General features: G+C 67.6%; 20 protein-coding genes and 2 pseudogenes. 13 read left to right on the forward strand and 9 right to left on the reverse strand.

The genetic code is table 11. The features are described from left to right. Positions 1 to 299 precede the first annotated feature (299 nt). Positions 300 to 7,025 (forward strand): DUF3320 domain-containing protein, encoded by a 6,726-nt coding sequence (locus NGB36_RS09085; RefSeq protein ID WP_255919659.1) that lies wholly within the window; start codon positions 300 to 302, stop codon positions 7,023 to 7,025. Positions 7,026 to 7,499: 474 nt separating this feature from the next. On the opposite strand, the gene NGB36_RS09090 is transcribed toward NGB36_RS09085, so the two are convergent. Beyond that, a complete protein-coding gene (locus NGB36_RS09090; RefSeq protein WP_255919660.1) occupies positions 7,500 to 8,231 on the reverse strand; it encodes a TioE family transcriptional regulator in 732 nt (243 codons plus the stop codon). 58 nt (positions 8,232 to 8,289) lie between these two features. On the opposite strand from NGB36_RS09090, the gene NGB36_RS09095 reads away from it, so the two are divergent. The 4 genes and pseudogenes from NGB36_RS09095 to NGB36_RS09105 all read left to right on the forward strand — a co-directional run bounded on the left by NGB36_RS09095 (position 8,290) and on the right by NGB36_RS09105 (position 10,776). Beyond that, entirely contained in the window at positions 8,290 to 9,501 is a 1,212-nt protein-coding gene (locus tag NGB36_RS09095) for an erythromycin esterase family protein (protein WP_255919661.1), read from the forward strand. Between the two features lie 71 nt (positions 9,502 to 9,572). Further along, positions 9,573 to 9,749 (forward strand): annotated as a pseudogene (locus tag NGB36_RS34025) (helix-turn-helix domain-containing protein); the annotation flags it as partial. A gap of 47 nt (positions 9,750 to 9,796) precedes the next feature. Then, on the forward strand, positions 9,797 to 10,177 hold the full coding sequence (locus NGB36_RS09100) for a hypothetical protein (RefSeq protein ID WP_255919662.1): 381 nt from the start codon (positions 9,797 to 9,799) through the stop codon (positions 10,175 to 10,177). Positions 10,178 to 10,287: 110 nt separating this feature from the next. Beyond that, complete coding sequence (locus NGB36_RS09105; protein ID WP_255919663.1) at positions 10,288 to 10,776, forward strand: GNAT family N-acetyltransferase; 489 nt, start codon at positions 10,288 to 10,290, stop codon at positions 10,774 to 10,776. A 77-nt stretch (positions 10,777 to 10,853) separates the two neighbouring features. On the opposite strand, the pseudogene NGB36_RS33380 reads toward NGB36_RS09105, so the two are convergent. From NGB36_RS33380 to NGB36_RS09130, 5 genes and pseudogenes are all read right to left on the reverse strand, one after another. Beyond that, a pseudogene (locus NGB36_RS33380) lies at positions 10,854 to 11,315 on the reverse strand (Tn3 family transposase); the annotation flags it as partial. 39 nt (positions 11,316 to 11,354) lie between these two features. Continuing rightward, positions 11,355 to 12,497, reverse strand: coding sequence for an FAD-dependent oxidoreductase (locus tag NGB36_RS09115; RefSeq protein WP_255919664.1), 1,143 nt, complete (start codon positions 12,495 to 12,497; stop codon positions 11,355 to 11,357). After that, entirely contained in the window at positions 12,494 to 13,597 is a 1,104-nt protein-coding gene (locus NGB36_RS09120; RefSeq protein ID WP_255919665.1) for an MAB_1171c family putative transporter, read from the reverse strand. The genes NGB36_RS09115 and NGB36_RS09120 overlap by 4 nt, the downstream gene beginning before the upstream one ends. 11 nt (positions 13,598 to 13,608) lie before the next feature. Continuing rightward, a complete protein-coding gene (locus tag NGB36_RS09125; protein ID WP_255919862.1) occupies positions 13,609 to 14,007 on the reverse strand; it encodes a hypothetical protein in 399 nt (132 codons plus the stop codon). A gap of 172 nt (positions 14,008 to 14,179) precedes the next feature. After that, a complete protein-coding gene (locus NGB36_RS09130; protein WP_255919666.1) occupies positions 14,180 to 14,608 on the reverse strand; it encodes a helix-turn-helix domain-containing protein in 429 nt (142 codons plus the stop codon). Between the two features lie 142 nt (positions 14,609 to 14,750). Between NGB36_RS09130 and NGB36_RS09135 the strand changes: the two genes are divergently transcribed. Next, positions 14,751 to 15,569: a helix-turn-helix domain-containing protein gene (locus NGB36_RS09135; protein WP_255919667.1), complete on the forward strand. Its 819-nt coding sequence runs from the start codon at positions 14,751 to 14,753 to the stop codon at positions 15,567 to 15,569. Between the two features lie 14 nt (positions 15,570 to 15,583). Here NGB36_RS09135 and NGB36_RS09140 read toward each other — a convergent pair whose 3' ends face one another. From NGB36_RS09140 to NGB36_RS09150, 3 genes are all read right to left on the reverse strand, one after another. Beyond that, a complete protein-coding gene (locus NGB36_RS09140) occupies positions 15,584 to 17,293 on the reverse strand; it encodes an MFS transporter (protein WP_255919668.1) in 1,710 nt (569 codons plus the stop codon). 95 nt (positions 17,294 to 17,388) lie between these two features. Next, positions 17,389 to 18,441, reverse strand: a complete 1,053-nt coding sequence (locus tag NGB36_RS09145; RefSeq protein WP_255919669.1) for a methyltransferase — start codon at positions 18,439 to 18,441, stop codon at positions 17,389 to 17,391. Positions 18,442 to 18,470: 29 nt separating this feature from the next. Further along, on the reverse strand, positions 18,471 to 19,700 hold the full coding sequence (locus NGB36_RS09150; protein ID WP_255919670.1) for a cytochrome P450 family protein: 1,230 nt from the start codon (positions 19,698 to 19,700) through the stop codon (positions 18,471 to 18,473). A 238-nt stretch (positions 19,701 to 19,938) separates the two neighbouring features. Between NGB36_RS09150 and NGB36_RS09155 the strand changes: the two genes are divergently transcribed. The 7 genes from NGB36_RS09155 (at position 19,939) to NGB36_RS09185 (ending at position 25,838) form a co-directional block, all read left to right on the forward strand. Continuing rightward, positions 19,939 to 20,073 carry a hypothetical protein gene (locus NGB36_RS09155; protein WP_255919671.1) on the forward strand — a complete coding sequence of 45 codons (135 nt, stop codon included), beginning with the start codon at positions 19,939 to 19,941 and terminating at the stop codon, positions 20,071 to 20,073. Positions 20,074 to 20,162: 89 nt separating this feature from the next. Then, positions 20,163 to 21,086, forward strand: coding sequence for a SagB/ThcOx family dehydrogenase (locus tag NGB36_RS33385; RefSeq protein WP_255919672.1), 924 nt, complete (start codon positions 20,163 to 20,165; stop codon positions 21,084 to 21,086). Between the two features lie 40 nt (positions 21,087 to 21,126). Beyond that, positions 21,127 to 22,161 (forward strand): TOMM precursor leader peptide-binding protein, encoded by a 1,035-nt coding sequence (locus NGB36_RS09165; RefSeq protein ID WP_255919673.1) that lies wholly within the window; start codon positions 21,127 to 21,129, stop codon positions 22,159 to 22,161. Continuing rightward, complete coding sequence (locus NGB36_RS09170; RefSeq protein WP_255919674.1) at positions 22,154 to 23,500, forward strand: YcaO-like family protein; 1,347 nt, start codon at positions 22,154 to 22,156, stop codon at positions 23,498 to 23,500. The genes NGB36_RS09165 and NGB36_RS09170 overlap by 8 nt, the downstream gene beginning before the upstream one ends. A 1-nt stretch (position 23,501) precedes the next feature. Then, complete coding sequence (locus NGB36_RS09175) at positions 23,502 to 24,272, forward strand: CPBP family intramembrane glutamic endopeptidase (protein ID WP_255919675.1); 771 nt, start codon at positions 23,502 to 23,504, stop codon at positions 24,270 to 24,272. After that, entirely contained in the window at positions 24,269 to 24,745 is a 477-nt protein-coding gene (locus tag NGB36_RS09180) for a hypothetical protein (protein ID WP_255919676.1), read from the forward strand. The genes NGB36_RS09175 and NGB36_RS09180 overlap by 4 nt, the downstream gene beginning before the upstream one ends. A 28-nt stretch (positions 24,746 to 24,773) precedes the next feature. Continuing rightward, positions 24,774 to 25,838, forward strand: a complete 1,065-nt coding sequence (locus tag NGB36_RS09185) for an LLM class flavin-dependent oxidoreductase (RefSeq protein WP_255919677.1) — start codon at positions 24,774 to 24,776, stop codon at positions 25,836 to 25,838. Positions 25,839 to 25,887: the final 49 nt, after the last annotated feature.

The following is a 25,887-nucleotide window of genomic DNA, read 5'->3' on the forward strand; positions in this document are numbered from 1 at the left end:
GATACACCAGCCTCGACCGGCTCAAGGCAGCCGCACGGACCAGCGAACTGTAACCGAAGTTCACCAGACCCGTGATGGACGCTCGTCCGGTCATCACGTGGCGCGCACCTTGGGTAGGTGGCGTCCCCCAGATCCCGCGTTGACCGCGAAGCGATCCGGTTCTACAGGCCGCTGACGCTCATTCACGAGCATATTCTCTCCAGCCAATTGGGAGGCATATAATCCGCCATATCCCGTGCGGAAGTTACGGTCGGTGAGCAGACGGGCGTCCTGAGTGCGCACCGAGGGGGAGGACGAGCGTGATCAGTCAGGACACCGCCGGTGGCGGCAGCGACGATCTCGACCGGTTCAAGGCGGTTCTCGCGGGCTGGCGGACCTCGCTCGTCGACCTCAGCGGGCGCAACCGGCTGCTGAACTTCCGGCACACGAAGTCCTCGACCCTGGAGATCATCCGGCCGGGCGCCGCCGATCTGGTCAGCGCGCTCAACGAGAGGCCGTGGCCGTTCGCTCCGCTTCCGGAATCCAACGACGGCCAACAAGCCGGGGACGCGGACGCCGATACCCCTTCCGCCGTGGTGGACGGGGAGGACGACGCCGGGATCGTCACGCAGAAGACGACCGCCCCCGCCCTGATGCGGGCCCTGCGCAGCCTGCGCTCCAGGTCCATTCAGATCTTCAACGACTACGGCCTGTGGACCCTCCAGCTCGGCGTCGGCATGCTGAACTGGCGGGAGGACGGCGCGACCAGCTCCAGCGAGGCGCCGTTGATCCTCTTCCCCGTGGAGCTCGAACGCACCAAGACCGGTCAGTTCCTGCTCCGGGCGAGCGACGACGAGGAGCCCCGGATCAACCCGGCCCTGGGCATCAAGCTCGAGCAGTTCGGCATCGACTGGACCGAGGCTGCCCAGTCCGATCCGAACGACGTGCCGGCCGTGCTGGACCTCGTGCGTCGAACCGTCGCCGGCAAGCCGCTGTGGGAGGTCACCGACCGCCTTGTCGTGTCACTCTTCGCCGCGCACAAGGAGGCGATGTACAAGGATCTGCTGGACAATGCGGATGCCGTGCTCGCCAGTGACCTGGTGCGGGCGATCGCCGTGGGCCCCGGCGGCGCGCTCGCCTCCGACCGGTTCGACTTCGAGGAGATCCCCCTTGACCGCATCGACGAGCTGAGTCCTCCCGAGGAGGTCCCGCTCGTACTCGACGCGGACGCCTCCCAGCGGCAGGCGGTGGCCGCGGCCGTCGCGGGCAAGTCCTTCGTCCTGGACGGCCCACCCGGTACGGGAAAGAGCCAGACGATCACCAACATCATCGCTGGCCTGATGCACGCGGGCCGCAGCGTGCTCTTCGTCAGCGAGAAGGCGGCGGCCCTGGACGTCGTCCTCCAGCGCCTCAGGTCGGTCGGCCTCGACTCGTACGCGCTCGCCCTGCACAGCCACAACACCAGCCGCAAGGCCGTCGCTCAGGAACTCGGGCGAGCGCTCACCGAGGAGCCCCAAGCGCCCGAACTCCCCGAACAGGAAAGGCGTCAGGCCCAGGACGACCGGATCGCCCTCTCCGCGTATTCCACAGCCATGAACGAGGTGCGCCAGCCGCTCGGCCGGACCCTGCACGACGTCATCGGGCGCATCGCGAAACTCCGCGACGCGCCCGTCGCCTATCTCGCCCCGGCCGCCCCCGGCCAGGACGACGGCTACCGCCCCGAGCGCCTCGCGGGTAGCGACCTGCAGGCGATCGTCCAGGCGGCGCAGACGATCAGGGATGCCTGGCAAGCGGTCGCCGACCCGGCCTTCCCCTGGCGCCACCTGCGGCGCGGCCTGCCGCATCCGAGCACCGCACTGGACCAGGCAAGGACGGCCCTCGACGCGCTGACCGCTGCTGTGGAGCCATACCAGCAGTTGAGCACCACGGGGACAGGCTTCGGGGACGTCCCCGCCGTCCAACGCCTCACCCAGCTCCTCGGCCTGGTCGCCCGGCGTCCCGGAACCCCCAAGTGGTGGCTCACCGCTCGCGACATGGCCGAGCAGGTCGACGGCCCCGTGGAGGCCTTCCTCCGCAGGCTGCGCCGGCTCCGCCGCGCGCGGGATGATGCGCGCGATGTGGCCGGAGCCCGCTGGGAGGAAATCTCCGTCCGGCTCACGGCCGAGCCGCCCGACGCCGAGCGTCAGCTCGCCCGCCTGGATCCGCCGGGCCTTGACCTGACTGCCCTCACCGAGGAGCAGGCCGAGGACATGGCACGGGAGTTCCAGCGTCTGACGGAGGTGCTGAGCCGTACAGCCCCGTCGGTTCAGGAGCTCGCCCAGCAGCTTGGCGCCTACGCGCCGCGAAGCATCCAGGGCGTGCGCGCGCTGTGCGAGCTGGCCGCCCTGGCCGAGGCTGGGCACCGGCCTGTAGAAGCCTGGCTCGTGCCGGACGCGCTCGAGGAGGTCCGGCGTGCCGCCGTGGAGTGCGTCGCGACCGCGCTCGACGACTTTCTGGAGCGCCTCGCCCGGACCACCGCTGCCCGCGAGCTGGCGGAAGCCGAGGCCGGACCGGGGTGGGCCGAACTCCCCGACACGCTGGCCGCCGATCCCATGTCGGCCGAGCGCGCGCTGTCCGCCCTCGAGCCTCCCGGCGTCGATCTGTTGGTACTGACCCGGCACGCCGCAGAGGGCCTCGCCACCCGGTTCACCCACCTCGCCGACGTGCTCGACGGCGCCCGGGACACCGGCGACGAGGCCGCCGCGCGGCTCGGCTGTCCCCGACCCGTCACCATTGCCGAGGTCCGCGCCCTGGCCACGCTCATCGGCCTGGCCGCTGCCGAGCACCGTGCGCTGCCGCGATGGCTCGATCCGGAGCTCCTGCCCCAGGTGCATGCCGCAGTGGAGGAACTGCAGGCCGCGGCTAGGGCGGTCGAGGCGGCGGAAGCCGCCGCCCGCGACACGTTCGGACCGGCGACACCGCACACCGAGGAACTGCCCGAGGCCGTGCGGCGGCTCACCGGGAACGGGGGGCGGTTCGCGGCTGTCCTGTCGTCTCAGGTGCGTGCAGACCGCAAACTGGTTGGCGGTCTGAGCACGATGGGCGGGTGGCGTGCCGGCCTCCAGGACCAGCTGCCGTTGGCGCTTGACTGGCACGAGGCGTGCCAAACGCTGATCCGTGCCGTCCGCACCCACCGGCCCCTCCTCGGCCACTACGTGGCGGACGAACGCCCCGACATGAGCGTGCTGACCTCCGCGTTGGACCACGCCGAGGCAATCCACCGGCTTGCGTCCGAGGCAGTCGCCGATCCCCGGCGCAGGGAGCAACTGGCCGAATGCCTGGCGCTCGGAGGCACCGCGCCTCCCGACCTGCTCGCACAAGGCGAGCGGTTGACCGAGAGCGCCGACGCCTGGAGTCATGCCCTCGACGACGCCCCGCTCTCCGATGTCCGGGCGGAGCTCACCAAGAAGGCCTTGACCGACTGTGCGCGCTGGCTTCGCGCACACCTCGTACCGCTCGACGACGCGACTCACCTGATCGATACCGTCAAGTCCATCGGTGGCCGGCCGTTCCCGGCCGACACCGGCCACACCTTGGCGTCAGCACGGGCGGCGATCAGCACCGCACAAGCCGCCCAGCGGGAGAGCACCGCCTTCACCGAGCGTGAGAAGACCGACCGCGCCCTGCTGGCCGAGTGGTATCAGGGACTTGACACGGTGCCCGGTCTCGTCGGGGTGGGAGAAGCGGGCGACCCGCGCGCCGGTGAACTGCTCCGCGACGCCCGGGCACTCCGGGCGAGCCGAGATTGGCAAGGCCCGGACGCCAGCCCGCGGGAGCTGTCGAAGCCGGGCCTGCTCGGGCCGTACGGGACAGACGGACGAGCGGATACCGCCGCCCTCGCGAGCGCCCTCGACACCGCGGCGGCGGTCCACCGGTTCGCCCGCGACCAGCTCGCCGACCCGGCACGACGCACCCCTCTGATCAGCGCCCTCGCCCTGGGAGGGCCGACCCGGACGGAACTGCTCCGGCCGGTTCCGCGCATCCGAGAGGTCTGCGACACCTGGGAGATCCACACGCGCCAACCACACTTGTCTGCGGTGGGATCCCAGCTCGCGGCCCACGCCTTCGAGGATTGCGCCCGGTGGTTGCGCGCCCATCTGGAACCGCTCGAGGATACGGCCGCCCTCATCCATGCCGTGGCGCGGACCGTCGATGCGGTGGCGCCCGCCACCGGCTGGCTGACTCTCACGGCCGCTCGGTCCGCCGTCGCCGCGGTCACCGCGGCCCGCGCTGCACAGGACGACTTCCTCAGCCATGACCAGCAGGACCAACAGTTGCTCGGCGCCCTCTACGACGGCATCGCCACCGACCGGGACGCCGTCCAGACCGCACTCGACTGGGCACACGAAGTACGCCGCACCGCGAACGACGGGATCTCCACGCCCCTGAGCGATACAGCCGCCCGGATCATGACCACCGTCGAACCCGACGCGTCGGTCTCCCGCCGCATCGACGAGTGGCAGCGCGGCATCGACGCCCTGGCCGACTACTTCGAGCTCACGCGGGCCCGCGAGATACGCGAGGAACTCGCGTCCTCGCTCACCTCAGCCCGGGGCCTGCTCGACCGGATGGCCGATGACCCCCACGGCCCTGACGCCTGGAACTCCGCGACCGAAGGCCTCGAGGTGGTGCGCCGGTACGGGCTGGAGGGGCTGCCCGAGCAACTGGCGGATCGTGGAATTCCCGCTCAGCGTTTTCCGGGCTCCTTGGAGCGGGCCGTCCTCCAGGCCTGGGTCGAGCAGCAGTTGGCGGAGGACCGGCGACTGCGCCCGCTGCGCGCGGCGGAGCGCGACCAGCTCGTCGAGCGTTTCCGGCGACTCGACCGAGGCCTGGTCCAGGCCGCGCACGCTGGCGTGATCGCCGCGTGCAACCAGCGCAGACCACGCCGTACCACGGTCGGACCGGCGGCCGTCCTGAGCCGTCAGGCCAAGCTGCAGCGCAGGCACATGCCAGTGCGCAAGCTGCTGAGCGAGACGCGCGAGGTGGTCCAGCTCATCAAGCCGTGCTTCATGATGAGCCCGCTCACGGTCAGCCAGTTCCTTCCGTCCGACTTCCTCTTCGACGTGGTCATCTTCGATGAGGCCTCACAGGTACTTCCGCAGGACGCGGTGAACTCCATCTACCGTGGCAACGCACTCATCGTCGCGGGCGACCGGCGGCAACTGCCGCCGACCTCGTTCTTCAGCGCCGGTAGCGACGCCGACGATGACGACGACTGGGATGAGGACGCCGCCGACTCCTTCGAATCCATCCTGGACGCCTGCAAGGCAAGCGGAGTGCTCCGTGAGCTGCCGCTGCGGTGGCACTACCGCAGCCGCCACGAGAACCTCATCGCCTTTAGCAACCACGAGTTCTACGACGAGAGCATGACCATCTTCCCTGGTGCCTTCGTCCGGGGGAACAGCGTGGGCGTGGAGTTCTTCAAGGCCGACGGCGTCTACGACCGCAGCAATCGACGCGACAACCCGCGCGAGGCCGAACTCGTTGCCGAGCGCGTCATCCATCACTTCTCCACGCGCTCGAAGCTCACCCTGGGCGTCGTGGCCCTGTCCAGGGCGCAGGCCGAAGCCATCGAGGACGCCGTGGCCAAGGCCCGGGCTCAGCGACCGGATCTCGACCGCTACTTCACCGAGGACCGCCTCGGCGGCTTCTTCGTCAAGAACCTGGAAACGGTGCAGGGCGACGAACGGGACGTCATCATCCTGTCGATCGGCTACGGACCTGATGCGCAGGGCAAGTTGTACGCCCACTTCGGCCCGATCAACCGCGAGGCAGGCGGGCGACGGCTCAATGTCGCGGTGACCCGCGCCCGCTTCCGGATGGAGGTCGTCGCCTCCTTCCACGGCGGCGACCTGCCGGACAGCCCCAACAAGAGCGTCCAGAACCTCAAGCGGTACCTGCAGTACGCGGAGCGGGGACCGGCGATCCTCCAGACCGCTGCCGCGCTCCCGGACGCGGCTCCGGAGAGCCCCTTCGAGGAGGAGGTGCTCGACGCGCTCAGGCGCTGGGGATACGACGTCCAGCCGCAGGTAGGTGTGGCCGGATTCCGTATCGACCTCGGCATCCGCCATCCCGGTGCACCCGGTTCCTACGCCATCGGCATCGAGTGCGACGGCGCGATGTACCACTCGTCCAAGGTCGCACGCGACCGCGACCGACTGCGCGAGGAGATCCTGCGCGGCCTCGGGTGGAAGCTGCACCGCATCTGGGGCACGGACTGGTACCGGAATCGCAAGGACGCCGAACGTCAACTGCGCGAAGCCGTCGAGACTGCGTGTGCTGCCGACCCGTACGCCGAGGTGGCACAGGTGCGCTTGGACGAGCCGCCACTCCAACGCGGCAACGAAGTCCCGTCGGTGGAGATCGTCCCCGTGACGGAGGCTGACCGCTCCGGCTGGAGCGCGCCGTACCATGCCCTCGACAGCGCACAGTTGCGGAAGCTGCGGGAGGTGTTCAGCGAGGCACTCGGACGGCCCGACATCGACATCCGTGACTGGGACGCCCGTCGGGCTGTCGCCGAGGTAGCACATCACATCATGGTCGCGGAGGGCCCCGTCGAGGAGGAGCTTCTCATCGCCCGCGTACGCGAGGCCTGGGGCCTCGACCGCGCTGGCCAGGTGGTCCAGGATCGCATACGCAACGCACTCGATCTGCTCCAACGATCCGGCCGAGCAACCCGCGACGGAACCACCTGGGATCTGCCGGACCGCCCGGTCACGGTAGCCCGCACGCCCAGCGAGCAGTTCGACCGGAAGAAGGTATCCCAGGTGCCATCGGTCGAGAGAAAGATCGCCCTCCTGGGCATCCTGTCGGAATCCCCCGGCCTGCGACGCGAGGAACTCCTGCGGGAGACGGCACGGTACTTCGGCTGGCTCCGCCTCGGCTCCGATATCAAGGCCGCGCTCGACGCGGACATAGACGTACTCCTCCAGCAGGGAGCCGTCAAGGAGACCCCCACGGGACTCGTTCCGTCCACCGACCCGAACGATACGAAGCACCGACGCTGATCGTTACCGGTCGTCTCGCCGGTAGCCATCACGGCGCTGCTTCGCATGGAGCGGCGGGAGCGCCAGAGCCGGGCCCTCGACCACGACGTCGTTTTTCGCGTTGTGGCAAGTTGGGTGCGCGATCAACGCACACCGCGAACCCTCGACTCCAGGTTGAGATTCTCTGGTCGAGAACAGTGAGCATCCGTCGGCCCGCCTCCGCGTCCGCGCCCCGAGATCGGCGCCCATGGGGAGCTGGGTAGCGTCACCGTCAGATGTCCAGGTGCGTCGGCGACGCCCGAACTGTCGGAAGAAGAGTGCTGCGTTACTGACTTTGGCTCGTCAGGGTGACGTTGCCCGGCCCCTGTGGCTGTGAGACGTGGTTGGAACCTGGGAGCGGTAGTTGGGATCTCTGAGGGGTGCCGGGTGGGGGCGCCCGTCGCGCACACGGGTGTGTCAGTCCTGGGAGTCTCTCTTCGGCTGACGGCCGAAATCTCATCCGCGTTCGCGGAGGTACGCCTCCAGCTCGGCGGCCCCGGCCAGCATCGCGCGCCCGCGGGCGGACAGCCGACCGTGCCAGTCGCGCAGGGTGGCCTCCAGCGGCTCCGGCCCGCCTGCCGCCCGCACCTGGGCGATCAGCGGGGCGATCTGCTCCAGCAGGTAGCCGCCCCGCCTGAGCTGGTGCGCGAGCCGGGCGTCCCGCACGTCGGCCTGGTCGAAGACGCGGTATCCGGTCTGCGGGTCGCGGCGCGGGCGCACCAGCCCGGCGCGCTCCCATTTGCGCAGCGTCGCTGGCCGGATTCCGAGCTTCCCTGCCAGCGGCCCGATGAACGTGCCGCCGGGCCCGGACACTGCGTTGGGCTCGGGCGCCCTGGTGTGCTGCAGGTCGCGGAGGGCGCGCTGCACGGCCTGGAGGGTCCGGCGGTCGTCGAGGAGCTGGGCGTGGCTGGCGTCGATGAGGTGCAACGCCTCCTCGGCCGCGCCCTGGTTCACCGCGCGCATGATCGACGTCGCCGTCTGGTGGCCGTGGCCGGGCAGCAGGGTGAGGAACGCGCGCAGGGCCTGCGCGTGCAGCGGGGTGTAGGTGCGGTAGCCGTGGGGTGTGCGACCGGCGGCCGGAAGGATGCCAGCCGCCTCGTAGTTCCTGATCGCCTGTGTGGACAGACCGTGCCCGCGTGCCAGGTCAATCGGCCTGAGCCGCTCGCCTTTTTGAGGGTTTCGCTCCATGGTCCTGCCGATATCGCAAGGAAGTTTCAAACGAAAGTTCAACGATACCGTTGAAGGCATGGCTACTGACATCAAGGACACCGCCCATGCCGTCGAGGCGGCTGCCGTCATGAGGCTGCTCCCGGCCCGGCCGCGGCTGCTCGCCCTGGGCGAGCCCACCCACGGCGAGGACACTCTCCTCGACCTGCGCAACAAGCTCTTCCGGCAGCTCGTCGAGCAGGAGGGCTACCGGACGATCGCGATCGAGAGCGACTGCATGATGGGCCTGGTCGTGGACGACTACGTCACCTCGGGCACGGGAACCCTCGACGAAGTCATGGAGCGCGGATTCAGCCACGGGTTCGGCACGTCCGGGGCCAACCGCGAACTCGTGCGCTGGATGCGCGCCTACAACGACGGCCGGCCCGCGTCCGAGCGGCTGCGCTTCGCCGGTTTCGACGGTCCGCTGGAGATCACCGGCGCCGCGAGCCCCCGGCAAGCCCTCACCGCACTCCACGGCTACCTCTCGGCCCACATGGACGCGGACCTGCTCCCGTGCACCGCGGAAACGCTCGACCGCCTGCTCGGCGCCGACGATCGGTGGACCAATCCCGCGGCGATGATGGATCCGGCCCAGTCCGTGGGGCAGTCGGCCGAGGCCAGTCAGCTGCGGCTCCTCGCCGACGACCTGCTGGCGATGCTCGACGCGCAGACGCCGCACCTGATCACGGCGACCTCGCGGGACGACTGGGACCGCGCACGCCTGTACGGGCGCACCGCCACCGGCCTGCTGCGCTACCACTTCTGGATGGCCGACACCTCACCGAGCCGCATGACCCGGCTGGTGGCCCTGCGGGACCAGATGATGGCCGACAACCTCCTCTCCCTCGCCGAACAGGGCCCGGCACTGGTCCACGCCCACAACGGCCATCTCCAGCGGGACAAGAGCACGATGCAGATGTGGGAGGGGCCGGTGGAGTGGTGGAGCGCCGGCGCGATCGTGAGCGCCCGCCTGGGCGAGCGGTACGCCTTCCTGGCCACGGCCCTCGGCACGATCCGGCACCAGGGAGTGGACACCCCGCCACCGGACACCGTCGAAGGACTCCTGTACGCGCTTCTGGAGGACCGCTGCGTCATCGACGCCACCCGGCTGGCCACCACCCTCGGCGACACGCAGCCCGCCCCCCGCGTGTCCCCCTACTACGGCTACTCCCCGCTCAACCCGGCACACTTGGCCGGAAACGACGCGATAGTGTTCGTCAAGGACGTCCCACAGATCCAGCGCTACTGACTTCGGCTCGTCCGGGAGATTCTTCTCGAAGTCCCTGATAAAGATGGGGCGTTGGCTGTACCTCGTGGTGTGTGAGGTACGCGGATGGGGGCGGGTTGACCGCCGCGGGACACCAGCGCCACGAGGCGGTGCGGATGCAGGCGGCCGAGTTGTTCGAGCAGGAGGTCAAGCCGCCGGAAGTGGCGCGGCGGCTGCGGGTGAGCCGGAAGTCGGCCTACCAGGGGTATCGCCGAGGTAAGCCCAAAGGGGGCCATGGGATGATCTTGAATTCCTGATGGGTGTTCGGGCTCATCCGATGCTGTCGGGTGTCCTCGGCGAGGATGCGGTAGACGGTAGCGATCGAGGGGCGCTTGCCCTGGTTCTTGCCCGAGGTGATGACGAGCTAGCACCCGGGTCAAGGCACCGCGACCTCGCCGAGCAGTTCCAGGCCAGGGCCCACGTCCTCGCCGGTGACCCGCTCCCGGTCGCGAAGCTGAAGAAGAGGACCAGCGAACTGGAGGAAGCCAGCACCCGGCTCAAGGCAGCCGAGGCCGAGCGCCAGGAGCTCACCGACTTCTACGCCCAGGTCGTCAACGAGCTCTCCACCGAGCTGGACCGCGTCACCGCCGAGCGGGACGAACTGCTCGGCAACGTCTACTCGATCTCACTGGCACCCAGCCGCAGGCCTCAGGACTGATCACCACCGTGGGTCCCGAAACCCGTTGCAACGGTCGACGCGGTCCTATAGACCGGACCTGCCAAGATCGAGCGAGACGTGGCGAAAGTGCCGCGAGCTAGGGGGCGACGGTGCTGATCAGAGCCGCGCAAAGCACCGAGGCCGAGATTCTGAGCGAACTGGCGCTTCGGTCCAGGGCTTACTGGGACTACGACGAGGCATTCATGGCCGCTTGCCGGGACGAACTGACCGTCCCCGCATCGAAGGTCGAGAGCTTGCGGACCGCGGTGGCGGAGCAGGACGGTGGCCGCATCCTGAGTTTTTCAACCCTTGAAGGAAGCCCGCCAGAAGGGGTCCTGGGCATGCTCTTCGTCGAGCCGGACACCATCGGGCGGGGTATCAGCCGCCGCCTATTCGAGCACGTCATAGCCACTGCGCACAGCCTCGGCTTCACACGTCTCTCCATCGACGCGGACCCCAACGCCGAGCCTTTCTACCTGGCCATGGGCGCCGCACGGATCGGGACAACCCCGTCGGGCTCGATCCCCGCGCGCACGCTGCCGCTACTCACGGTCATCATCACAGAACGCACGGTCAACAACGAGACCGCCTTCCGCTGATCCTCCCTTCTCACCTCTCGCCGCGACGTCCGGGCCGTGATCAGCAACACAGCCAAACCCGCAAGAGAACCGAACCGCTTGATGTGCTCGGTCAGATACGGCGAGACCTGGGCCAGGCCCTCGGGGTCGATCTCCCACCCCTCCTCCAGCAGCTGGCGGACGATCTCGGCGATGTCCAGGGCGTTGTGGAAGGTGAGCGCGTTGGTGAGCAGGGCGTTGAACTTCATCGCCTTCTCCTGCTCGACGGGGTCGTTGTCGGCGATGAGGCCCTGGTTGCCGAAGCCGACCCACCGGGAGAAACGGTTGAACGACTCGACCTTGTTCGTCGCCGCCGTCACCCGGCGCCGCAGCTGGGCATCCGCGCAACGGTGTGACCCCCCCCCAAGGCATGCACCGTTGAACGGCCCTGCGTTGAGCCCCAGCCGCAGGAGCAGTCTGCCGAAGACGAATACGCTATGGAGGAGCAGCTGATCGCGATGCTGGGCAACGGTGCTCGCACAGAAGGCTGCAGCTGTTGATCCACCAGCACCGGCCCACAGTGCGGGAACTTCCTCCCAACCGGCTTCTCACGCGCACGGTCAAGACGTGTTCTCGATGGTGGAGTGCCAGTCGATGTGGTGGGCGTACAGCCAGTCCCGGGCGTCGCGGGCCTCGCCGATCATGTCCGACTGGTGCTCGGCCTGCCGGGCGCTGAAGGCGACGAGGCGTTCGGCACGCGAGCGGCGCAGCTGCGTGTAGGCGGCGAACGCCGTGGCCGGATCGGGCAGATCGCGCAGGCATTTGGCGAGGATGACGGCGTCCTCGACGGCCACGGACGCTCCTTGCGCGGCCGAGGGCGAGGAGACGTGCGCGGCGTCTCCGGCCAGCACCATCGCCCCGTTGTGCCAGCAGGGTATGGACGGCAGGTCGAAGATGCTGGTGGCGGTGGCACTGTCGTCGGCTGCACCGATGATGGCTGCTGCCTCCGTCCGGTCGGCTTCGGCGTACTCCAGGGCCGTGCGCCGCCACTGTCCGGGTTCGGCGGCCTGCTGCTCGGCGCTGGTGTACCGGGTGCCGGGGAACCGGCAGAACCAGAAGGTGCGGCCCTCGGGCGAGGTGGTGTAGCCGAAGAACGCCTGCGAGCCGTGGACCATGCGGAAGGTGCCCGGCGCCGCTGCGGGGGCGGCCGGATCGTCGGTGTGACCGTAGATGATGTTCTGGCCGGTGTAGCGGGGGGACGGGTTCGCCGTGTTGATGTGGCGGCGGGTGGGTGAGTGGATGCCGTCGGCACCGACGAGCAGGTCGGCCTCGGCGTGTGAACCGTCGGCGAACCTGGCGACCACCGTGCGCCCGGCCGTGGTGGCCTCTGCGAGGTGCTTGCCGTATTCGATGCGGCCGCCGCGTTTGATGACCTGCTCATGCAGCGCTTGCAGCAAGGCCGAGCGGGTGACGGTGCACGGCGGCTCCCCTTCCCCGCCGATCGGCGCGAGGTCCACGGGTGTGCCGGCGTGATCGATGTGCTCGATGTGCGGTGTGGCGAAGGAGACGTCGGCCACGGCCGCATGGGCGTCGATGGCCTTCAATGCGTCGAGCCCGTTGCGCATGAGCATCAAGAACGCCCCGGTTTGGTACGCGGGGGATGCGTGAGCCTCGTAGATGGTGGAGGTGATTCCCGCCTTGTTCAGGGCCAGAGCTGTGGCGGCTCCGCAGATTCCGCCACCGATGATGAGTGCATGCGTCACAGGACGCTCCTTCCTTGCAGCGATTGAGAGAGTGCAACGAGTCGTGCGGCATCGGCTTCCAGGCCGGTGCTGTCGGGCACGGCCAGGGGCACGACATGCTGAGGGGCGGTCTCACCCACGGCCGCCGATTTCAGGGCGGCGTGGATTTGATCAGCCAACGAGACGGGTGCTGGACCGTCTTGGGTGGCGTTGGCCACGAACGGGCTGAGACGGACCAAGCCGTCGCGGCATTCGATCACCCGCCGGTAGTAGCGCCGGTGGATACCCCGCAGGCTGGTCATGTCTCTCCACCGGCCGGTGGGAACGCGATGGAAGGCATCTTCAGGGAAGGCTTCGTGAAGGAGGCTCCACAAGGGGCGAAGCCGGTGGTAGGCGCCCAGGTGACGGCACCATATGCGCGCCGCGGCCAGTCGCATGGCCAGCCCTGGATAACTCACTCCGGCCATGAAGACCACGATGCCGGGGACGAGGAGAAGCGGCTGAGTGTTGACGAGCCAGGCTGCCACCCGGCCGCCCGCCCAGTGGATGATGACAATAGCTATGGTCAGGGTAGTGGCGACTTCCAGGGCGACAAGTCCGATGGTAGCCAGCTCGAGGCCTCGGGCGAGGCGTCGGCCTGCGCTCGCTGCATAGCGGCGGGTCCATACCATCGCGACAGCGAATCCGTACACCGTATACAGGTCGGCGGTCAGGAAGAAGACCGAAACGAGCGCGAGAGGGTAACTGGCCGACGGGCCGCCGCGCAGAGCCAGGGCGATAGCGGTCAGAACGGTCAAGGCGCACCCGAGCACCACGCCCTCGCGTCGAGCGCGACGCCTTGCTTGCCGAGCATTGAGCGCGGAGAACAGAAAGAAGCAGATCAGCGTATAGAACAGTGGTAGGAGGATGGATTCGTGTAGCCACATCAGCCAGATCGGCCCCGGGCGGGTCTGCGCCATCACGCTGGGATCCAGCAGCGCCTCGCATGGGAATGAAGCGACTGCCAGAGCAAGGCAGACGGTGACGAGCCGGAGTGGTAGATGTTTCGGCAGGCGGGCGAGCTGGTAGAGCTTCCACACCAGCGCGCAGCACACGGCGATGCCTTCGATGGAGCGCAGCACGACGATTAAGTTCATAGCCAGCCCAGCCTGTCGCCCAGAGCGGTTTCGATTTTCCGTACTGCTGACTGGTCGGACGGAGGATCGGCCACACAGTCCAGAACTGACGCCCATTCGAGGATGATCGTGGCCACCGTCTCGGCTTCGCGCTCCTCACTCGTGTCGTAGGCGGAACGCTGGAGAGCTCTACGTAAGGTCTCCGGCTCCAGGTCTGAATATTGGTCGCGCAGTGCGTCGAGGTTCATGCCGCGGTAAAGCTCCGCGGTGACGCCAGGGCCGGAGGCGAGACCGGTGTGCCCGGCAAGGATGTGGCCGAGTTCGTGCAGAATAATGTGGTCCTGGTGGGATTTACTGGTGTGCTGTTGAAAGACGATGTAGTCCGCCTCTGCGGTGGCGAATGTCAGCCCGAACATGCTGGCCACGGGTATGGGGCGGGCGGATAATCGGATGGGCCGGTCTCGTCGTTGTGCCACGCGCTCGCACAACTCATATACGTCCAAAGGGGGGTGGATATCGAGTTGTTTGAGGAGTCGTCTGCAGTGGCGGCGCAGCTGCCTGTCGTTCACTGATCGAGGCCTTCCCCGTCTAGTCGTCGGTGCGCTTGTCACTCTGCAGTACGTGTTCGACGATCTGGGTGACGGCGGCGAGGCCTTCGGGAGAGAGGTCCAATGCGCGGAGCGCGAGAGCTCTGACGCCGTGATTGTGCGCGACTTTCGCCAGTTCCAGCTCCGATACGGCCTGCCCGGTCGGGGTGGACGTCAGCAAGTAGGAAACGGGAACGGAGAAGAAGTGGGCGAGAGCAGCGAGGAGGTCTGTGGACGGGTTCGTCTTGGCGCCGTTCCGTAGCGCAGAGAGGTAGGCGCGGCTCACCCGGATGCCCGGGTCGGCTTTCTTGATCGCCTCCGCGACCTCCACGTTGGTGTACTTGCGATGCCCTTGACCCGGTGGCCGGATCTGCTCGAACAGGTTGTCCAGCCTGGCGGCGAGTGTGGACATGTCACCGGTGCCCGGCATCTTTCAGTCCCTCCGGCCAGTAGCGAGCCCCCGGCTCGTTGTTAACTGCTGGTTGACAGGATCGGTCGAGGAGAGTCTACAGTTGACTCTGCCTGGGGCTCAATGCCCCACTGCGCAGGGCAGGTTGACCACCGCCTGCGTCGTGCACCGCCTCTACTACACCTGCTATCCGGTGCGCACGGCCGCGCCGGAGCACGCCTTGGGGGATCACGTGGCGACGGCACCACCGCTCCGCACGGAACCGCACGGACGGCTCCAGGAATTTCTCCAACGATGCCGCAGGCGCATCGGCATCTCACAGGAGGCCATGGCACAGCGACTGCATATGTCGTCACGCGGCTACTGGAATCTTGAACAAGGGCGCATCCGCAATCCGAGTTCCGACCTACTGGACCACCTCGCTTCCGCTCTCGAGCTCCAGCCTTACGAGCGATGGATGCTCTACATGCTGGCTACCGGGCACGAACCACCTCCGCTGGACGGGGTACCTCTGGAGAACCCAGCGGCTTGGAGGAACTTGCTGGCCGCGCAGACCTGCCCGGCCACGATCGTGGATCGAGCATGGAGAATCGTTTCTGCCAATGCCTCCTATCAGCAACTACCGCTTGATGGACGGCACAGCAATCTGATGTTGCAGCTGCTTCTGACGCCCCATCTGCGCGACACCCTGCTCGGTGAGTGGCAGGAGGCATGGGCCGTCCCGTTACTTGCCGAACTGCGCGCCGCGTGCGAGCTGTACCGGGGCACACGCTGGCCCGCGAGCCTCCTCGCCGCGGCGACGCGAGACCAGCGAGTGCGCACGGTATGGCGGAACGTGTCAGCCAAACAGCTTCTGCCGTCTGCCACCTCGAGACCCTTCCTCCATCCCGTGTGGGGACCGAGCATCACCATGGTGGAGACCGTCCCCCGGTACCTGACGGGATTCAAGATCATATCCTTCGTGCCTGACCACGCGATGTGATCTGTGCCGTCGCCTCAGCCGATGATGACCGCGTCCTGAGCTTGCTTCTCGAACTCGGCAAGTTCCTTGCCGCGCACCTTGGGAAGCGTGGAGACCAGCAGGAAGCACACGGCGAATAGGCCGATCTGGACGTACACCGTGTGCTCGGCCGACCAGGCGAAGTCCTCGCGTTCGGCCTGATCGACGTACGTGTCCAGCACGTTCTCCACGGCGGTTGGTTCCGGATGCGGGTCCTGGCAGCTTGCCGGGACGACCGAGGAGTCCTTCTCGTTGGCGCGGTCGTGGAAGCAGGTCAAGTAGCCGGCCACGACCTGCGGGGCGGGCTGGCCCGTAGTCGCCAGTGGTGTGATCTGACGGGTAAGAGCCGGAGTCTGAGCGTGTGTGATGGTGTCGGCGTGGGCGCCCAGCAGCCCGAAGAACACCGTCCCCAGGACGGCGATGCCGCCGGCGCTGCCGAACTGCTGGGCGGTCGTGAGAACGCCTGAAGCCGAGCCCGCGTGATGGACGGGCACCTTCGCCAGGATCAACGTGACGAGGGGGGTGACGGTCAGGCCGAACCCGAGTCCGGCGACCACGAGGGAGGGGAGCAGCTGCACTCCGTGCAGATGGCTGCCGACGCGGTGCACCGTCCAGGCGATGCCGCAGCTTCCTGCGATGAGCAGGGCCAACCCGATGTGCAGGATCGTCCTCCCCATGCGCGGGGCCAGAGCGATCGACAAACCGGAGCCGGCGCCGGAGCCGAGGGCGTACGGGACGAGAGTTACGCCGGCCGCAAGCGCGCTGTAGCCGAGCCCGACTTGCACATACAGGCTGAACACCAGGAAGAACGGAAGGAATGCACCATAGAAGACAATGATGAGGATGAGACCCCCGCTGAAACCGCGGCCCGCGAACAGGCTCATGCGGACCAGCGGCGTCCGCCCGGTGCGCTCCCTGTAGCTCTCATAGATGCAGAACACCAGCAGTGCGGTGGCACCTGCCGCCAGCATGCCGAACATCCATTCCGGCCACCCCGTCTCGCGGCCCTGTACCAGGGGATAGACCAGCAGCCCGACGCCGAGGGTGACGAGTGCCACTCCGAGCCAGTCAATGGCATGGGGTTCTTCGGAACGGGATTCCGGCAGGAACCGCAGCGCGAACATGATCGTCAGAACGCCAATGGGGACGTTGACCAGGAAGATCGGCCGCCAGGTCCAACCGAAGAGGTTCACGTTGATGAGCAGCCCTCCGACCAACGGGCCGGTGATGGCTGCCAGTCCGATGACTCCGCCGAGTGCGCCGAGCACGGCACCGCGCTGCTTCGGTGACACGGCGACCTGAATGACGGAGTAGACCTGCGGGTACATCAGTGCGGCAGCGAGCCCTTGAACCAGCCGGGAGCCGACAAGGATGGCAGGGCTCGTCGCCGCGCCGCATAGAAGCGAAGCGAGGGTGAACCCCGCCATGCCCACCAGAAACATCCGGCGGCGACCGAGGCGATCGCCCAACCGCCCTCCGGCGACCAAGAGCACAGCGAACGCCAGTGTGTAACCGGCCAGGACCCATTGGATCTGCGTGTCGGTCGCTCCCAGCCCTTGCTGAATCGACGCCACCGCAACATTCACGATGCTGACGTCGATCAGCTGCATGAACGCCGCGACCAGGACGATCGCGACCGTGATCCCGGTGCGTTGACGCGGGCGCGCCGCGTGGCCAGACCCTGCTTGTGTTGCGGTCGGTGCCACCGATGCTCCTTCCCCGTCGGTTGATATGACAGAGGATCACCCGACCCTCTAACGTCGTTAGTGAACCCTACCAACGTTAGAGAAGGCAAGGGGTGTCACACGGGACGCGCGGTTATCAGCCACTGCGGGGGAAGCAGAGTTCTGACGTCGGCAGGCTCGAACCCGCACGAGGTGAGCAGTTCCTCCCACTCTTCTCGTGTGTGCACCCTCCCACCGCAATTGATCATCACCTCGATGTCGACGAACCGGCCCCAGTCGTAGGCGTTCCCGGGCTGCAGTACTGCCTCGATGAGGAGCAGCCGAGCATCCGACCGGTCTCCGATGACCGTGCGGATGCTCTTCAAGGCGGCTTCGACCTCGGCCTCGGGCATGCAGTGCAGCGCGTTCTTGACCATGTAGACGTCAGCTCCGTCCGGGATGCCGGATGGCAGCACGCCAGGGACCAGATGTGTCCGGTTCGCCAGCGGACCGCCGGCCAGGGCCGGGTCAGCGCGGGCGATCACCTCCGGCCTGTCCATGAGGATTCCCTGCAGATGCTCGTTGGCCTCCAGCACGGAGCGCAGCAGCGTCCCGGTGCCGCCGCCGAGGTCCGCGACGGTGCTGAAGGCGGTGAAGTCGACTGCCTCCACCAGGGCCCGCGCCACTCCGGCGGTCAGCGGTGCCCATGCCCCCTGATAGACGGCACCGAGTTGCGGGTTGTCGGCCAGAAATGCGAAGAAGTCCTTGCCGTTGGCGTCCTCGAACCCCGGCCGTCCGGTCCGCAGCACGTCCGTGATCCGTTCGAACGATCGCTGCGTCGGCTCGGCCCCGAGAAACAGGGTGAGATCGCGAAGCGACAGCTCCCTCCCGTAGCGCAGGTGCTCCGCCATGGGTGTGAGAGTGAAGTGTCCGTTATCGAGTTCGGCGAACACTCCCACGGCCGCGGTGGCGCGCAGGCAGCGGCGCAGCGGGTCGGGGTCGGCCCCGCACGCATCGGCGAGGTTCTCCACGGAACACGGCCCGTTCGCCAGGAGATCGGCGATGCCCAGTTCGGCGAGTGCGACAAGCGGGGCACTGATCCATTTCGCGGCAACGAGCTGCATGAGCGCCAGGTGAGGGGGCATCCAGTCGGGGAAAGCCGGCAAGTCCGTTGTGGTGTCGTGTGACATACAGACGTCTCCTTTGCGTGTGGTTCGGTTCATCGGGCAGGTTCTGGAGCGAGGCGTACGGGAAGCGCGCTCATGCCGCGCATGACGATGTTGCTGCGCCACGGGAGTTGCTCGTACGCCCTGTCCACCTGCAAGGTGGGGTAGCGGGAGATCAGGGTGGTCAGGGCTGTGGCGGCCTCGAGCCGTCCCAGTGCGTGGCCCAGGCAGTGGTGGGCGCCGTGTCCGAATGACAGGTGCGCGCTGGGCGGGCGGGTGATGTCGAGATGGTCGGGGTCGCTCACGTGCCCGGTGTCGCGGTTTGCCGCCGCGAAAACGATCAGCAGGGGTTCGCCCGGGCCGATCAAGGCGCCATCCGCTTCGACCGGTTCGGTGGCGAAGCGCCACGTGGCGGACTTGACTGATCCCTCGTAGCGGAGCATTTCTTCTACTGCCGCATCGATCAGGGACAGGTTGCCGCACAGCAGGTTCCACTGGTCGGGGTGCTGCCGCAGAGCGGCAATGGCATTGGCGATGAAATAGCTCGTGCTCTCATGTCCGGCGAAGAACAGCTGAAAGAGCAGGGAGTTCAGCTCTCCGTCGGTGATCTCTTGGTCGGCGTGTGCCTGGAGCAGCAGCCGCATCAGCCCGTCTGCGCGCAGCACCTCGGGGTGGTCCCTCACCTCGGCGAAGTAGGCAGCGAGCGATGCGATCACGCCCTTGAAGGATTCGTCGTCTTCGGCGTCGCCCCGCACCACAAGCCATCCCAGCTGATGGAACACATCGACGCCTGCAGGCGGTAACCCGAGCAGGTCGCAGAGGACTCGGACGGTCAGGGGCAGGGCGTACTCGGTCAGCAGATCAGCCGTGGTACGGCCGGCAAGGGCGTCCAGCAGTTCGCAGGCGATCTCCTCGACCTTGGGGCGCAGCGCGTTGATCTTCCGGGCGGTCAGTGCCCGTGAGGTGATCTTGCGCATGCGGGTGTGGTCCGGCGGATCGGTCGACAGCAGGTGGCGGCCGGCCAGCGACTGCTTCTCCTCGGTCGCCAAGGCCTGAAGCTTCTCCCGCATCTCGCACGTTGTCGAGGCCGGGTCGATGCTCAGTCGGGGGTCGGCCAGCAGCCGTCGGGCAGTCTCGTGTCCGCATACGACCCAGGTCGTCAATCCGTCGGCCACCGGCAACCGGTGGACGGGACCGCGGTCCAGCAGCAGCCGGTACGCCTGGTACGGGAGGGCAGCGTGCTGAGGAGCGAAAGGCTGCATGGATACGTCGGGCGGAGGCATGGGCGTCTCCCGAGGTGAGGTGGTGTCGGACGGGATGAGTGTTCGTCTATCACCGTCCATGCGCAGCCTGCCGACGATTCGCACATGTTGTTCGGACTGCTTGAGTGCGCTGCGCCCCGGCGTGGAAAGTCGACTCCGGGGTTCTCAGAAGCCGTGTGACAGGGACGGATTGCTCCCCCTTCCACACCGCTACCCCATACGTATCCGATCCATCAATGCAGGAAGGAGGTGCACCGACATGAAGCTGAGCGCTGAGACCACGGTTGAGCACCGCAACACCACGGCGCAGGTCACCCTCAACGACGGGCGTGACGAGGCGATCGTGATTCCGGGTACGTCGTGCTGCTCTGCAGCCGTCGCCAGCAAGCGCTGACCGGAAGATCCACAAAGCCGGGCAGGCAGCCTTATTGCCTGCCCGGCGTCCCAATCCCCCTGCTCGACAATTGAAAGGGATGAAGCCGCGTGGACACCAGCCCGACGCTGGCCGCTTCCGACATACAAGACGCGCTGGTCACCACGGAGACCCGCGAAGTCACCCCGTCACTGCTCAACGTCGGACTGCGCACCCACCCCTTGCGTTTCGACAACAACGCCACGACCGTGCCCCGGCCGGCCGAGGAATTCCTGGTCGCCAGCCGCAACCTGCGACACGACCGGGAGACGCAGGCGTCGGTCGCCCACTACTTCACCGACCCCGTCAGCATTGCCCTCGCGCATGCTTCCACCGTCCCCAACGATGGGTCGGGTCGCATTCCTCTCCCCCGGCACCATGCACCGACCCTGACGTTGGCCGAAGCCATCGCCGCCCGCCGCTCCGTGCGCGCGTTCGCCTCCACTCCCCTGCCACTGCATCAACTTGCCGCCGTTCTGCGCTACGCAGACTCCGAGACAGCGGAGGTCAACGTCGGGCTGGAGGATGGCCGCAGTACCGGGTTACGGCTGCGAACTGCACCCAGCGCCGGCGGCCTGTACCCCATCGAGGTGTGGATCGCCGCCCGCACTGTCGCGGGCCTGGCCACCGGGGCGTACCGATACTTGCCGGGTCACGACTCGCTGGAGACCTGGGCACAAGCCGATGCCGTCGAGGATCTGTCGGCAACCTGCGGCGAGGTATCCGGCGAAGATCTCGTCGGACAGGCTGCGGCCGTGCTGCTGTTGGTGGCCAATCCGTGGCGGTCGATGCGCAAGTACGGACCACGCGGGCTTCGCTTCGTCCTCCATGAGGCGGGTTCCATCTCCCAGAACATCCATCTGGCGGCCACCGCCACCGGGATCGGCAGCCTGGACTACTCCGGCTTCTTCGATGACGAGACTCACCAAGCACTGGGTATCGACGGCCTGTTTCGCACCGTAGTGCACATGGTGCTTCTCGGCCTGCCTGCCTAGCCCATCCCCCCTCTTACCGGCATTTCCAGGGAGCGAATTGATGCCAGGAACCGAAGCACGGTTGAAGCGTTCCATCATTGTGGTCGGGCACAGCCCCGATGTCGTCGAGCTACGCGTCGGTGTATGGAGTACCCGCTCGTACACCGTCACGGATGACTCCGGAAAAGGAAAACTGCTGGACATCGTGAGCGGTCTGGACGGCAGCCAGAGCCACAAGGACCTGGCGCGTGCCCATGGCGTGCCGCGTGCGACGGTGGAAGCAGTCGTCGATCACCTGCGGACCCTCGACGCGATCGAGTGGGGTCCTACCAGCGCCGTCGATGCCTACCTCGACCAGATGCGCCCCCTCAAAGTGGACGACGGGTCCACCGGACGCCCCGAGCGCGCCGTACTCCTCGGCGACCCGCAGTTGACCACTGTCGTCGCCGACCTGCTGTCCGAACTCGACCAGGCCAAGACCGAAGTCCTTGCCCCTGACAGCCCTATAGCCAAGATCCTCGCCACGCCGGATCTCGCCGACGTGCACGACGGACTGCGACTGGCCCGACTGGTCGATGCATTCGCCGAATTGCGCGGTGCCTACGTCGTCCTCGCTCAGGAAACCGTCAACCCCGCCCAAGCGACCTTGTTCAACCGGGTAGCGCTGGAAGCCGGCATCACGTGGACCCACGCCGCTGTCGACGGCCCGTTCCTGCTGGTCGGCCCCACGATCGTGCCCGGCTCCTCACCCTGCTACCAATGCTTCGAGACCAGAGTCGCGATGAACCTGCGAAGCAACGACAGCTACGTCCGCTACAAGCACGCCCTTGCTCAAGGAGTGGTGAAAGCCGGCAGCCCACCCCTGCTCAGCGCCCTGCGCGCCACCCTTGCCGGGCACACCGCACTGGAGGCAGTCAACTACCTCACCTGCGGCTCCACGTTCACCATCGGCAAGGTACTCGGCATCTACCTCCCCACCATGGAGATCTCGCACAGCGAGGTGCTGCGTCTGCCCGGCTGCCCGTCCTGCGGATCGCTGCGCGGACGCGACGATGCCAGCCTGTACTTCGACGCGAGGGCGTGGCTCGATGCCTGAGACCGCACTGGACCTGCGCCTGGGACGCGACGATGCCGAGCGCGCACAGTCGCTGCAACGCAGAATGCACAGCCGGCTGTGCGGGCTGATCCCCTCGATGGGCGGGCTGAACAAGCCGCTGCGTTCGCCCCGCATGTTCGTCGAAGGCGCCGAGCTGACCGGCGTGCATCTGTGGAGCGGCCAGCCGGCGCCCAAACCCGGCTTTTACCACATCGGCGGCTACGGTTTCCTGCCGTTCGAAAGCCGTATCCGGGTGCTCGGCGAGACCCTGGAACGCTATGCAGGGCACGCCGCAGTGGCAGAGGAACGCTTCCCCGTCACCATGGCCAGCCAGGCCGAACTGGCAGAACAGGGAGAACCGGTCATCGCCGAAGATCGCCTGCGTCTCTTCGATGCCGCCCAGTTGGCCCGCGATGGCTTTCCGTACCAGCGGTTCGACCCACACACCCCCATCGGCTGGGTGAAGCTGCCGTCCCTGACGGACAGCAGCGAGGCATGGGTTCCAGCGCAGATGTTCCTTCTCGGCTACGTGCCTGCCCCCGGTGAACCGCACCTGGTCTCGGCGGTGACCACCGGGACGGCCGCTCACACCAGCCCCGATGCGGCACTGCGCGGCGCTCTGTTCGAACTGGTACAGATCGATACCGCCATCGGGCACTGGTTCGGCACCACCGACAGCGTCCTTATCGAGCCCGACAGCCGCCTGACGGCATTGCAGGCTTTCCTCGCCCGCCACTACACGGGACTGGTCAAGCCGGAGTTCCACTACCTGCCCAACCCGGATCTCCCCGGTTTCACCGTGGCCTGTCTGCTGCGCAACCCGAAGGGCGCGCTTCCGGCACTGTGCGCAGGACTGGGAAGCGGAGCCAGCCTGGAGCGAGCCGTCTACCGGGCGCTGCTCGAGACCGTGGGCGTGCACGCCCTCGCCTCCTGGACATTGCTGGAAGAAGGCGAGGCGACACCAGGGCCCGACCGGCTCTCGGGCATGTTCGATCTGGAGTCGAATGTCGGCTACTACGCCACCCGCGAGGGCGCAGCGGTGGTGGAAGAGCGGTTCTCCCGGCACGAGTGCAAACCAGCCGGCGAACTCCCTCCCGACGACACCCGCTCCGGACGGCAGGTGGCCCGAAGCGTGGTGGAGGCGTTCCGGTCGACGGGCAAGACCCTGTACTGGGCAGACCTGACCAGCTGCGACATCCGCGACCTGGGCTTCACCGTGATGCGCGTGTGGTCCCCGGACACCCTGAGCCTGCCGCTGCCCAGCGCACCCGCCGCCGCCCACCGCAGATTCGCAGACCACGGCGGGTTCACCAACCCCCAACCGCACCCCTACCCGTGACATGCGCTACTACCTGATCGGCATTCTGCTGCTGGGCGGCTTGGCGCCCATGTGGCTCGCCTCCCATCTGCACGGCCGATGGATCGAACCCATACGGCCCCGGGTCCCCACTCTCGCCCCGTACCTGGTGATCATGGCCGGGCTGGTGGGCATCGGCCTGGCAGTGGATGGGCCTCACCTGTTCGCCGACGGCCGCTGGCCCGGGCTGGCCGTGTCCCCTCTCCTCGGCTACGTGATCTCACGCCTCTCCTGGCGGGCCGATCGGTGGATCTTGACCCGGCTGACCCGGCGAGGCGAGCACACCCCGCCCCCCGCCCGTCTCCGTCCAGCGCGTGGGACGGTGCGGCCGGTCGGGATCGCGGCTGACAAAGGCACCCTGGACGGGCCGGCACCGGGGCAGGCCACAGGGAGGTGGACGCGCCTGGAACGGACACGCGATACGCACCTGGGACCAGCGTGGCTTATCGGCGGAGCGGTGCTGGAGGAACTCCTCTACCGAGGCGCTTGGGGACGCCTCGCCCTCGACGCAGCTCTGCTGTCGGCCACCATCGCTCTGCTGACAGTGGCGACACTCGCCTTCACGGTGCTGCACCTGCCGTTCGGATGGGCTCATGTGGTGGCCAAGCTCCCGCTGTCACTGGCCGCGCTCGCCGCCACGCTGATCAGCGGCAGCATCCTCGCGGCAGCCATCGGGCATGCGTGGTTCAACCTGCGGGTCTGGAAGCACTACCGCTCCGTCTTCGGCGGTCAGAAGAGGAGGACCGGCCGATGAGCACACTGCTGATGCTCCCGCTGGGAGCCGCCGTCGGCGCGGCGGAGTTCGCCACCTGCGGACTCCTGGCAGCCATCACCCGCAGTGCGGTGCGCAAGACCCCCATCAGCGGGGACGCGTGGACCGCCGTCACGCGCAGCCCGCTGTGGCGGCCGTGGCGTCAGCTGGCAGCCCGAGTCCCCTGGCCGGCCGCGGTGTGCTCGTTCGCTGCCGCCGCGCTGGTACAGGAGGCGGTACTCCGGTCCGCGGCGTTCGCCGTCGTCCCCGGCGGACGAGCGGTCCGCATCGTGGTGTCCGTCATCGTGCAGCTCGTCGCGACCATCGTCCCGGTGCGCGGTGCGCAGGACCGGTCAGTGGCCGCCGTGCTGGCTGTCGTGAACGGGACGGCGCATGCGCTGCTGTACGCCGCAGTGCCGGTCGTGTGGCCGCTGGTCGCCGCAGGAACCGTATTCACCTCGCTGGCCGTGCTGTAACCCCAACCCATCGCAGGAGGTACCTGTCGTGAAACACGGAATATCGCTGCTCCCGGACTGCAGTCCCCAGCAACGTACAGCCCGCGAGTACTTCGTTGACGCCCTGCGCGCCTGCGAACTGGCCGACCGGCTCGGCTTCGACTACGTGAAAATGACCGAGCACTACTTGCGTGACTACGGCGGCTACTGCCCCAGCCCACTCGGATTCCTCACCGCCGCCTCCGCCCGCACCTCCCGCATCCGGCTGATGACCGGCGGCATCCAGGCATCCTTCCACCACCCCGTCCAACTCGCCGCGGAAACATCCCAGCTGGATGCCATCAGCGGCGGTCGCCTCGAGGTCGGATTCGCACGAGCCTGGCTGCCTTACGAGTTCGAAGTGTTCGGCATCGACCTCGACGACAGCCGCGAGAGGTTCACCACCACGATCGAAGCCGTCCTCAAGCTGTGGACCGAGACCTCCGCCACCGAGGACACCCCGTTCTTCCGCTACACCGACGCCACCTCGCTGCCCCCAGTGACGCAGACACCGCACCCACCGGTATGGGTCGCCGCCGTCCGCTCCCGCGAGAGCTTCGCATGGATCGGCCACCAAGGACTGTCCCTGCTCATCGCCTCGCCCCCGAAGGAAGACGAACTACCCCGCATGCGCGAGATGGTGGAGGTGTACCGGGAGACGTTCGAGGAAGAGCACGGCGCATCGGGACACCGGCCAAGGGTCGGGCTGAGCGTGCCGCTGTACGTGGCGGACACCGACGCCGAGGCATCCCGGAACGCCGAACCGCTGCTCCGCGAATACCTGCGGGTCTGGGGAGAAGCAGCCGCATCGTGGACCGGCGTGACCTCCAGCGCATACCCGGGCTACTCGACGCCAGGTAAGACGTTCCTCGCTGCAGCGCGCGCCGATGTGCTGTCCACCGCGACGGGCGTCGTGGGCAGCCCCGGCACCGTGATCGACAAGATCGCCACACTGCGGGACCAGTTGTGCCTGGACACGATGCTCTGGCAGATCGACTACGGGGGGCAGGACTGGCCGTCGATGGAACGCAACATCACCCTTTTCGCCCGGGAGGTCATGCCGAAGATCTCGTAAGGCTGGCCAGCACAGTATCTAACGATGTTAGATGGTCATGGCGGCCAGA

This window comes from Streptomyces humicola (genome assembly GCF_024436035.1).
Taxonomy (GTDB): domain Bacteria; phylum Actinomycetota; class Actinomycetes; order Streptomycetales; family Streptomycetaceae; genus Streptantibioticus_B; species Streptantibioticus_B humicola.

Bases quoted from the DNA above. Each gene is read 5' to 3' on its own strand.
- NGB36_RS09095 (WP_255919661.1), top strand. From the start codon at position 8,290: ATGGCTACTGACATCAAGGACACCGCCCATGCCGTCGAGGCGGCTGCC.
- NGB36_RS09145 (WP_255919669.1), bottom strand. From the start codon at position 18,441: ATGTCACACGACACCACAACGGACTTGCCGGCTTTCCCCGACTGGATG.
- NGB36_RS09180 (WP_255919676.1), top strand. From the start codon at position 24,269: ATGAGCACACTGCTGATGCTCCCGCTGGGAGCCGCCGTCGGCGCGGCG.
- NGB36_RS09125 (WP_255919862.1), bottom strand. From the start codon at position 14,007: ATGTTCGGGCTGACATTCGCCACCGCAGAGGCGGACTACATCGTCTTT.
- NGB36_RS09170 (WP_255919674.1), top strand. From the start codon at position 22,154: ATGCCTGAGACCGCACTGGACCTGCGCCTGGGACGCGACGATGCCGAG.
- NGB36_RS09090 (WP_255919660.1), bottom strand. From the start codon at position 8,231: ATGGAGCGAAACCCTCAAAAAGGCGAGCGGCTCAGGCCGATTGACCTG.
- NGB36_RS09155 (WP_255919671.1), top strand. From the start codon at position 19,939: ATGAAGCTGAGCGCTGAGACCACGGTTGAGCACCGCAACACCACGGCG.
- NGB36_RS09130 (WP_255919666.1), bottom strand. From the start codon at position 14,608: ATGCCGGGCACCGGTGACATGTCCACACTCGCCGCCAGGCTGGACAAC.
- NGB36_RS09150 (WP_255919670.1), bottom strand. From the start codon at position 19,700: ATGCCTCCGCCCGACGTATCCATGCAGCCTTTCGCTCCTCAGCACGCT.
- NGB36_RS09100 (WP_255919662.1), top strand. From the start codon at position 9,797: ATGCTGTCGGGTGTCCTCGGCGAGGATGCGGTAGACGGTAGCGATCGA.
- NGB36_RS09165 (WP_255919673.1), top strand. From the start codon at position 21,127: ATGCCAGGAACCGAAGCACGGTTGAAGCGTTCCATCATTGTGGTCGGG.
- NGB36_RS09175 (WP_255919675.1), top strand. From the start codon at position 23,502: ATGCGCTACTACCTGATCGGCATTCTGCTGCTGGGCGGCTTGGCGCCC.